Source organism: Thiobacillus sp. 65-1402 (genome assembly GCF_001897685.1).
Taxonomy (GTDB): Bacteria; Pseudomonadota; Gammaproteobacteria; order Burkholderiales; family Thiobacillaceae; genus Thiobacillus.
Genome location: NZ_MKUG01000100.1, coordinates 1 through 9,362, shown reverse-complemented (window position 1 = coordinate 9,362; position 9,362 = coordinate 1). Strand labels below are relative to the sequence as shown.

General features: G+C 62.7%; 10 protein-coding genes. All 10 read left to right on the top strand.

Features of this window, described 5'->3' with window-relative positions:
* The first annotated feature begins 52 nt into the window (after positions 1-52).
* A complete protein-coding gene (locus BGO62_RS08230) occupies positions 53-652 on the top strand; it encodes an NADH-quinone oxidoreductase subunit C (protein WP_296641151.1) in 600 nt (199 codons plus the stop codon).
* 54 nt (positions 653-706) lie between these two features.
* Positions 707-1,960 carry an NADH-quinone oxidoreductase subunit D gene (locus BGO62_RS08225; protein ID WP_296641149.1) on the top strand — a complete coding sequence of 418 codons (1,254 nt, stop codon included), beginning with the start codon at positions 707-709 and terminating at the stop codon, positions 1,958-1,960.
* Entirely contained in the window at positions 1,960-2,460 is a 501-nt protein-coding gene (gene nuoE / locus BGO62_RS08220) for an NADH-quinone oxidoreductase subunit NuoE (protein ID WP_296641147.1), read from the top strand. The genes BGO62_RS08225 and nuoE overlap by 1 nt, the downstream gene beginning before the upstream one ends.
* Positions 2,457-3,737: an NADH-quinone oxidoreductase subunit NuoF gene (nuoF, locus tag BGO62_RS08215; RefSeq protein WP_296641145.1), complete on the top strand. Its 1,281-nt coding sequence runs from the start codon at positions 2,457-2,459 to the stop codon at positions 3,735-3,737. Before nuoE ends, nuoF begins: the two co-directional genes overlap by 4 nt.
* A 14-nt stretch (positions 3,738-3,751) precedes the next feature.
* Positions 3,752-6,127 carry an NADH-quinone oxidoreductase subunit NuoG gene (gene nuoG / locus BGO62_RS08210; protein WP_296641142.1) on the top strand — a complete coding sequence of 792 codons (2,376 nt, stop codon included), beginning with the start codon at positions 3,752-3,754 and terminating at the stop codon, positions 6,125-6,127.
* Positions 6,127-7,158, top strand: coding sequence for an NADH-quinone oxidoreductase subunit NuoH (gene nuoH, locus BGO62_RS08205; RefSeq protein WP_296641139.1), 1,032 nt, complete (start codon positions 6,127-6,129; stop codon positions 7,156-7,158). The genes nuoG and nuoH overlap by 1 nt, the downstream gene beginning before the upstream one ends.
* A gap of 7 nt (positions 7,159-7,165) precedes the next feature.
* Complete coding sequence (gene nuoI / locus BGO62_RS08200) at positions 7,166-7,654, top strand: NADH-quinone oxidoreductase subunit NuoI (protein ID WP_296641135.1); 489 nt, start codon at positions 7,166-7,168, stop codon at positions 7,652-7,654.
* Between the two features lie 9 nt (positions 7,655-7,663).
* Entirely contained in the window at positions 7,664-8,305 is a 642-nt protein-coding gene (locus BGO62_RS08195; protein ID WP_296641131.1) for an NADH-quinone oxidoreductase subunit J, read from the top strand.
* Positions 8,302-8,607, top strand: coding sequence for an NADH-quinone oxidoreductase subunit NuoK (gene nuoK / locus BGO62_RS08190; protein ID WP_296641130.1), 306 nt, complete (start codon positions 8,302-8,304; stop codon positions 8,605-8,607). The genes BGO62_RS08195 and nuoK overlap by 4 nt, the downstream gene beginning before the upstream one ends.
* 4 nt (positions 8,608-8,611) lie before the next feature.
* The coding region (locus BGO62_RS08185; protein ID WP_296641125.1) for a proton-conducting transporter membrane subunit at positions 8,612-9,362 on the top strand (751 nt) is incomplete at its 3' end.

Here is a 9,362-nt window from a genome sequence, read left to right as displayed (position 1 = left end):
GCTGCAGAACAAGATCCGCCGCACCAACACCATCGCCCGTTAAACGTCACTTATGGCCACGACGCTGGAGTCCTATTCTGTTTGCCTGCATAACGTTCTTGGCGATGCGCTCGCCCAGATCACCGAACGGCTGGGGGAGCTGACGCTCGTCGTCAAGCCGCAGGCGTATGCGTCCGCCATGCTCGCACTGCGCGATCACCCCGACTGCCGCTTCGAGCAGTTGATCGATCTGTGCGGCATCGATTATTCGGATTACGGCGACGGCGTATGGGACGGTTCGCGCTTTGCCGTGGTGGCGCATCTGCTGTCGGTGGCCAACAACCGGCGCGTGCGGGTGCGCGTGTTCTGCCCCGACGACGATCTGCCGGTGGTGGCGTCGATGGTCGAGACCTGGCCGGCCGCCAACTGGTTCGAGCGCGAAGCCTTCGACTTGTACGGTATCGTGTTCGAAGGCCATCCCGACCTGCGCCGCATTCTCACCGACTATGGCTTCATCGGCCATCCGTTCCGCAAGGATTTCCCCTTGTCGGGCAACGTCGAGATGCGCTACGACCCGACCCAGCAGCGGGTGATTTACCAGCCGGTGTCGATCGAGCCGCGCGAAATCGTGCCGCGCATCGTGCGCGACGAAAGCTACGGGACGGGGCGCTAATGGCCGAGATCCGCAACTACGCTGTTCCAATACGTGTAATTCAGGGGATTTCGCATGGCTGAAATCCGGAACTACACCATGAACTTCGGTCCGCAGCACCCGGCCGCGCACGGCGTGCTGCGGCTGGTGCTGGAGCTGGACGGCGAGGTGATCCAGCGCGCCGACCCGCACATCGGCCTGCTGCACCGCGCCACCGAGAAGCTGGCCGAACACAAGACCTTCCTGCAGTCGGTGCCCTACATGGACCGCCTCGACTATGTGTCGATGATGGTCAACGAGCACGCCTACGTGATGGCGATCGAGAAGCTGCTGCAGATCGACGTCCCCGAGCGCGCGCAATACATCCGGGTGATGTTCGACGAGATCACCCGCGTGCTGAACCATCTGCTGTGGCTGGGCGCGCACGCGCTCGACGTCGGTGCGATGACGGTGTTCCTGTATGCCTTCCGCGAGCGCGAAGACCTGATGGACTGCTACGAGGCGGTCTCCGGTGCGCGCCTGCATGCGGCCTATTACCGGCCCGGCGGCGTCTACCGCGACCTGCCCGATACGATGCCGCAGTACCAGGCGCAGCACACCCGCAACGAGGCGACGCTGAAGTCGATGAACGCCAACCGCCAGGGTTCGCTGCTCGACTTCATCGAGGACTTCACCCAGCGTTTTCCGACCTATGTCGACGAATATGAAACCCTGCTGACCGACAACCGCATCTGGAAGCAGCGCACCGTAGGCATCGGGGTGGTGTCGCCTGAACGCGCGCTGGCGCTGGGTTTTACCGGCCCCATGCTGCGCGGTTCCGGCGTCGAATGGGATCTGCGCAAGAAACAGCCCTACGAAGTCTACGACCGCATGGATTTCGACATTCCGGTCGGCACCAACGGCGACTGCTACGACCGCTACCTGGTGCGCATCGAGGAAATGCGCCAGTCCAATCGCATCATCAAGCAGTGCGTCGACTGGCTGCGCAAAAATCCCGGCCCGGTCATCGTCGACAATCACAAGGTTGCGCCGCCGGCACGGATCGACATGAAGCAGAACATGGAAGAGCTGATCCATCACTTCAAGCTCTTTACCGAAGGGATGCACGTGCCGGAAGGCGAAGCTTATGCCGCGGTGGAGCACCCCAAAGGTGAGTTCGGCATCTATCTGGTGTCGGACGGCGCCAACAAACCCTACCGCCTGAAAATCCGTGCGCCGGGCTACGCGCATCTGGCCGCGCTCGATGAAATGAGCCGTGGCCACATGATCGCCGACGTCGTTGCCATCATCGGAACGCAGGATATCGTTTTCGGAGAGATCGACCGCTGATGGCCAATCCTGACTTGAACAGCCTGCGGCTGAGTGCCGAATCCCTTGCGCTGATCGACGCTGAAGTCGCCAAATACCCGCCGGAGCAGAAGCAGTCGGCGGTAATGGCGGCGTTGCGCATCGCGCAAACCGAATGCGGCTGGCTCAAGCCGGAATTGATCGAGTATGTTGCGGACTACCTCGAGATGCCGTCGATCGCCGCATACGAGGTTGCCACGTTTTACAACATGTACGACACCCAGCCGGTGGGGCGCCACAAGATCACCGTGTGCACCAATCTGCCGTGCGCGCTGATGGGGGCGAACGAGATTGCCGAGCATCTCAGGCAGAAGCTCGGCATCGGCTTTGGCGAAACCACCGAGGACGGCCGCTTCACCTTGAAGGAGGGCGAATGCATGGGAGCGTGCGGCGATGCGCCGATGTGTCTGCACAATAACCATGCGATGCACACGCACCTGACCCCCGGGAAGATCGACGAGCTGCTGGACAAGCTGAAATGAGCCTGCTCGCCCCCACCCCCCAGGTCTGCAGCTGGACCCAGGCGCTCGACAATCCGGCATCGCTCGCGACCTATGTCGCCAACGGCGGTTATCAGGCGCTGCGCCGCGTGGTGACCGAGCAGATGCCGGGTGACACCATCATTGCCGAGCTCAAGACCAGCGCGCTGCGCGGCCGCGGCGGCGCAGGCTTCCCCACCGGGCTCAAGTGGAGCTTCATGCCGCGTGCGTTCCCGGGCGACAAATACATCGTCTGCAACAGCGACGAGGGCGAGCCGGGCACCTTCAAGGATCGCGACATCCTGCGCTACAACCCGCACCAGCTGATCGAAGGTATGGCGATCGCCGGCTACGTGCTCGGCGCTCGCGTGGGCTACAACTACATTCATGGCGAAATCTTCGAGATCTACGACGTCTTCGAGCGCGCCTTGAAGGAAGCGCGCGAGGCCGGCTATCTCGGCGACAATCTGTTCGGTACCGATTTCTGCTTTCAGTTGCATGCGCATCACGGCTACGGCGCCTACATCTGCGGCGAGGAAACCGCGCTGCTGGAATCGATCGAAGGGAAAAAAGGTCAGCCGCGCTTCAAGCCGCCGTTTCCGGCCAGCTTCGGCCTGTACGGCAAGCCGACCACCATCAACAATACCGAGACGCTTGCCTCGGTGCCGTGGATCATGCAGCACGGCGGCCAGGCCTTCCTGGAACTGGGCAAACCCAACAACGGTGGCTCCAAGCTGTTCTCGGTTTCTGGTCACGTCAACAAACCCGGCAATTACGAAGTGCCGCTCGGCACGCCGTTTTCCGAGCTGCTGCAGATGGCGGGCGGGGTGCGCAACGGCCACCAATTGAAAGCGGTGATCCCGGGCGGATCGTCCGCGCCGGTGCTGCCGGCCGGCATCATGATGGATTGCACCATGGATTTCGATTCCATCGCCAAGGCCGGCTCCATGCTGGGATCGGGCGCGGTCATCGTGATGGACGAAACCGTGTGCATGGTGCGCGCGCTGGAGCGGCTGTCCTATTTCTACTTCGAGGAATCGTGCGGCCAGTGCACGCCGTGCCGCGAGGGCACCGGCTGGATGTACCGGGTGATCCACCGCATCGAACACGGCCAGGGACGGCCGGAAGACATGGACCTGCTCAACAGCGTGGCGGGGCACATAGGCGGCCATACGATCTGTGCGCTGGGCGACGCGGCGGCGATGCCGGTGCAAAGCTTCCTCAAACACTTTGGCCACGAGTTCGAGCACCACATCGAGCACAAGCGCTGCATGGTCTGAACGGAATAGTAACGATGGCTACGCTTAATATCGAAATTGACGGACGCGCGCTGCAGGTCGAAAGCGGCGACACCATCATGGATGCGGCGAATCAGGCCGGCATCGCGATTCCGCATTTCTGTTATCACAAGAAGCTCTCGATCGCCGCCAACTGCCGCATGTGTCTGGTCCAGGTGGAGAAGGCGCCGAAACCGTTGCCGGCCTGCGCCACGCCGGTGACCGACGGCATGAAAGTGCACACGCGTTCGGAATACGCGATCGATGCGCAAAAAAGCGTGATGGAGTTCCTGCTGATCAACCATCCGCTCGACTGCCCGATCTGCGACCAGGGCGGCGAATGCACCCTGCAGGATCTGGCTGTGGGCTACGGTGGGTCGTCGTCGCGTTACCAGGAAATCAAGCGTGTGGTGAGCGAGAAGAATCTCGGCCCCCTCATCGCCACCGACATGACGCGCTGCATCCACTGCAGCCGCTGCGTGCGCTTCGGCCAGGAAATCGCCGGCGTGATGGAACTCGGCATGGCCGGGCGCGGCGAACACACCGAAGTGATGCCGTTCCTGGAAAACCAGGTGGCGTCCGAACTGTCGGGCAACGTCATCGACCTGTGCCCGGTCGGTGCGCTGACCAGCAAACCCTTCCGCTACACCGCCCGCACCTGGGAACTGTCGCGCCGTGCCTCGATCAGCCCGCACGACAGCCTGGGTTCCAACCTCGAAGTCCACGTCAAGGACAACAAGGTGATGCGGGTGCTGCCGCGCGAGAACGAAGACGTCAACGAATGCTGGCTGGCCGACCGCGACCGCTTCTCGTACGAAGGCCTCAACACGCCCGAGCGCCTGACCCAGCCTATGGTCAAGCAGGACGGGCAATGGGTGGAAACCACCTGGCAGGCCGCGCTGGAACATGTTGCGGACAAATTGAAATCGATCCCCGCCGAACAGATCGGTGCGCTGTCGACGCCGTATCGCCCGGCGGAAGAGCTGTTCCTGCTGCAGAAGCTGATGCGCGGCCTCGGCAGCGGCAACGTCGACCATCGCCTGCGGCAGTCGGATTTCTCGCTCGACGACAAGGCGCACGGCGGCTTCTGGCTGGGCATGCCGGTGACCTACATGTCGCGCCTCAACCGCATGCTGGTAGTGGGCTCCAACCTGCGCAAGGATCATCCGTTGATGGCGCACCGCATCCGCGAGTCGGTGCGCTGGTACGGCCAGCTCAACCTCATCAATGCGGCGGAAGACGAATTCCTCGGCAAGGTGCACGCCAAGCGCATCGTCGCGCCATCGCAACTTGCTGCTGCGTTGGCCGGGGTATGCCGCGCCTTGGCCGAACTGAAAAACCTGCCGGTGCCCGATATCGCCGCGCACGGCGTGGTGGATGACATCGCCCGCAAGATGGCCGAGAGCCTGTCGGGCAGCGGCCCGGGTTCTTCAGGCGGGGACGCGCGCGCGGTCTTTCTCGGCAACATGGCGCAGCATCACCCCGGCTATTCGCAGATTCACGCGCTGGCGCAGGAAGTGGCGAAGCTCGCGGGTGCCAGCTTCGGCGTGCTGGGCGAAGCGGCCAACAGCGTTGGCGCGGTGGCGGTGGGTGCAATTCCCGGCTGCGGGCCGCTCGGACAGCCCGCCATCAAGGGATTGAATGCGCAGCAGATGCTGGCCCGGCCGTTGCGTGCCTATCTGCTGCTGGGCGTGGAAGCTGAGCTCGATACCCACGACCCGGTATCCGCGATGGCCAGCATCGATGCAGCGGAGTTTGTCGTGGTGATGTCTCCCTACAAAGGCAAGTCGCTCGATTACGCCGATGTGCTGCTGCCGGTCGCACCGTGGACCGAAACCTCGGGAACCTTCGTCAACACCGAAGGCAGGATTCAGAGCTTCAGTGCCGTGGTGAAGCCGCTCGGCGAAACCCGTCCGGCCTGGAAGGCGCTGCGTGTGCTGGGCAACCTGCTGGGGCTGGCCGGGTTCGACCACAACGATTCGAAAGAGGTGCTGCGCGACGCGCTGGGCGAGACGCCCACCGGTTCGGTGCAGGCTTTCCTCAACAATGAAGTCAGCGGTGTGGCGGTAGCGCTGCCGCCGCTTGGCGGCGGGCTGGAGCGCGTTGCCGAGGTGCCGATTTATCAGACCGACGCCGTGGTGCGCCGCTCGCCATCGCTGCAGATGACGCTGGATGCGGCCCTGCCGGTGGCGCGCATGCACAGCCGCCTGATCGCCAGGCTGGGGCTGCAGGAAAACGGCCGCGTCTCGGTGCGCCAGACCGCAAGCGCGCTGACCCTGAAAGTGCAGCGCGACGATCTGTTGCCCGATACCTGCGTGCGCATTCCCAGCGGTCATCCGCTGACGGCTGGCCTCGGGCCGATGTTCGGTCCGATCACGGCGGAGCCGGTCTGATGGAGGCAGGACTCATGGAGAGCGTGGGCATGGACTGGGCTGCCATTCAAACCGTCGCCTGGACGCTGATCAAGATCCTGGCGCTGGTGGTGCCGCTGATGCTGGGCGTGGCCTACCTTACCTACGCAGAGAGAAAAGTCATCGGCTGGATGCAGGTGCGCATCGGCCCCAATCGCGTCGGCTTCCAGGGGCTGCTGCAGCCGATCGCCGATGCGGTGAAACTGCTGATGAAGGAAATCATCATTCCCGCCGGCGCCAGCCGCGGGCTGTTCATCCTCGGCCCCATCCTCGCCATCGCGCCGGCGCTGGCGGCATGGGCGGTGATTCCGTTCACCGATACGCTGGTGCTGGCCAACATCGACGCCGGTCTGCTGTATGTGTTGGCAATCACCTCGATGGGCGTCTACGGTGTCATCATCGCGGGCTGGGCGTCCAACTCCAAATACGCTTTCCTTGGCGCCATGCGTTCGGCGGCGCAGATCGTGTCGTACGAAATCGCCATGGGTTTTGCCCTGGTCGGCGTATTGATGGCATCGCAATCGCTCAACCTGGTCGATATCGTGCAGGGCCAGACCGGCGGGCTGCATCAGTGGTATATCTGGCCGCTGTTTCCCTTGTTCGTCGTCTACCTGATTGCCGGTGTCGCCGAGACCAACCGCGCGCCGTTCGACGTCGCCGAAGGCGAATCCGAAATCGTCGCCGGCTTCCATGTCGAATATTCCGGCATGGCCTTCGCGGTGTTCTTCCTCGCCGAATACGCCAACATGATCCTGGTTTCGGCGCTCACCACCCTGATGTTCCTCGGCGGCTGGCTGTCGCCTGTGACCTTCCTGCCCGACGGCATCGTCTGGTGGCTTCTGAAGACCGGCTTCGTGCTGTTCCTGTTCCTGTGGTTCCGCGCCACTTTCCCGCGCTACCGCTATGACCAGATCATGCGCCTCGGCTGGAAGGTGTTCATCCCCATCACCCTCGTCTGGATCGTCGTCGTCGGCGCCATGATGCAGACGCCGTATGGTCATCTCTTCCACTGAGCGCGCCATGAGACGGATCACCCAATTCTTCGGCAGCCTGCTTCTGGTCGAACTGCTGCGCGGCATGATGCTCACCGGGCGGCACCTGTTCGCGCGCAAGATCACGGTGCAGTTCCCCGAAGAGAAAACCCCGCAAAGCCCCCGATTCCGCGGCCTGCACGCGCTGCGCCGCTATCCCAACGGCGAGGAGCGCTGCATCGCCTGCAAGCTGTGCGAGGCGGTCTGCCCGGCGCTTGCCATCACCATCGAATCGGAACAGCGCGCCGACGGCACCCGCCGCACCACGCGCTACGACATCGACCTCACCAAGTGCATCTTCTGCGGCTTCTGCGAGGAATCCTGTCCGGTCGATTCGATCGTCGAGACCCGCATCCTCGAATACCATGGCGAGCAGCGCGGCGACCTCGTTTATACCAAGTCCATGCTGCTCGCCATCGGCGACCAGCATGAAGCGCAGATCGCGAAGGACCGCGCGGCCGATGCGAAATTCCGCTGACCAATCGATATGACTTACACGACCGCGATCTTCTATTTCTTCGCCGCCATCCTGGTGTTTGCCGGAATGCGCGTCGTCACCGCGCGCAATCCGGTGCATGCAGCGCTGTTTCTGGTGCTGGCGTTTTTTACCGCAGCCGGACTGTGGATGCTGCTGGAAGCCGAGTTCCTCGCGATCACCCTGGTGCTGGTCTACGTCGGTGCGGTGATGGTGCTGTTCCTGTTCGTGGTGATGATGCTCGACATCAATCTCGACAAGTTGCGCGAAGGCTTCTGGGATTACCTGCCGCTCGCCGGTTTCGTCTCGGTGCTGCTGGTGATCGAGATGGCACTGATACTGGGCAGCCGCCATTTCGGCCTGGAGGTGATGGGCACGCCGGCACCGCATCCCGCCGACTACAGCAATACCAAGGAACTCGGGCGGCTGCTGTATACCGACTATGTCTATGCATTCGAGCTTGCCGCGGTGATCCTGCTGGTGGCGATCGTCGCCGCGATTGCGCTGACGCTGCGCCGCCGCAAGGACAGCAAGTACATCGACCCCGCCGCACAGTCGAAGGTCAAGCGCAACGACCGGCTGCGCATCGTGAAAATGCAGGCGGAAAAGGGGCCAGGGGCCAGGATTCAGGATTCAGGGGAGGAGGGCGCGTGATTTCCCTGTCGCATTATCTGGTGCTGGGCGGCATTCTGTTCGCCATCAGCGTGCTGGGCATCTTCCTCAACCGCAAGAACGTCATCATTCTGCTGATGGCGATCGAGTTGATGCTGCTGGCGGTGAACATGAACTTCATCGCGTTTTCGCATTACCTCGGCGACATCCACGGCCAGATCTTCGTCTTCTTCATCCTCACCGTCGCCGCAGCGGAAGCGGCTATAGGCCTGGCGATCCTGGTGTTGCTGTTCCGCAATCTGCACACGATCAACGTCGATGACCTCGACCGCCTGAAAGGCTGATGCGATGAACATGCAGACGCTCTACCTGATCGTGCCGCTGGCGCCCCTCGTTGGAGCCATCATCGCCGGCCTGTTCGGCAAATGGGTCGGCCGCACCGGCGCGCATCTGGCCACCATCGCCGGGGTGACGCTGGCGCTGATTGCCTCGGTGCTGGTGTTCCAGGACGTACTTGCCGGGCACACCTTCAACGGCACGGTCTACACCTGGATGGTGCTGGGCGACCTGCGCTTCGAGGTCGGCTTCCTGATCGACTCGCTCACCGCGATGATGATGCTGGTCGTCACCTTCGTCTCGCTGATGGTGCACATCTACACCATCGGCTACATGCACGACGACCCGGGCTACCAGCGCTTCTTCAGCTACATCTCGCTGTTCACCTTCTCGATGCTGATGCTGGTGATGAGCAACAACTTCCTGCAGTTGTTCTTCGGCTGGGAAGCGGTGGGCCTGGTGTCTTATCTGCTGATCGGCTTCTGGTACACCAAGGAGACGGCGATCTACGCCAACCTCAAGGCCTTCCTGGTCAACCGTGTCGGCGACTTCGGCTTCATCCTCGGCATCGGCCTGGTGCTGGCGCATTTCGGTTCGCTCGACTACGCCACGGTGTTCGCCAGAGCGCCGTCGCTCGCCAACGAGACGATTACCCTGTGGCCCGACACGCCGTGGATGCTGATGACCGTCATCGGCATCCTCCTGTTCATCGGCGCGATGGGTAAGTCGGCGCAATTCCCGCTGCACGTCTGGCTGCCCGACT

Excerpts from the sequence above, each read along its gene's own strand:
- nuoI (WP_296641135.1), top strand. The coding sequence starts at position 7,166 with ATGAGACGGATCACCCAATTCTTCGGCAGCCTGCTTCTGGTCGAACTG.
- BGO62_RS08195 (WP_296641131.1), top strand. The coding sequence starts at position 7,664 with ATGACTTACACGACCGCGATCTTCTATTTCTTCGCCGCCATCCTGGTG.
- nuoH (WP_296641139.1), top strand. The coding sequence starts at position 6,127 with ATGGAGGCAGGACTCATGGAGAGCGTGGGCATGGACTGGGCTGCCATT.
- nuoF (WP_296641145.1), top strand. The coding sequence starts at position 2,457 with ATGAGCCTGCTCGCCCCCACCCCCCAGGTCTGCAGCTGGACCCAGGCG.
- nuoE (WP_296641147.1), top strand. The coding sequence starts at position 1,960 with ATGGCCAATCCTGACTTGAACAGCCTGCGGCTGAGTGCCGAATCCCTT.
- BGO62_RS08225 (WP_296641149.1), top strand. The coding sequence starts at position 707 with ATGGCTGAAATCCGGAACTACACCATGAACTTCGGTCCGCAGCACCCG.
- nuoG (WP_296641142.1), top strand. The coding sequence starts at position 3,752 with ATGGCTACGCTTAATATCGAAATTGACGGACGCGCGCTGCAGGTCGAA.
- BGO62_RS08230 (WP_296641151.1), top strand. The coding sequence starts at position 53 with ATGGCCACGACGCTGGAGTCCTATTCTGTTTGCCTGCATAACGTTCTT.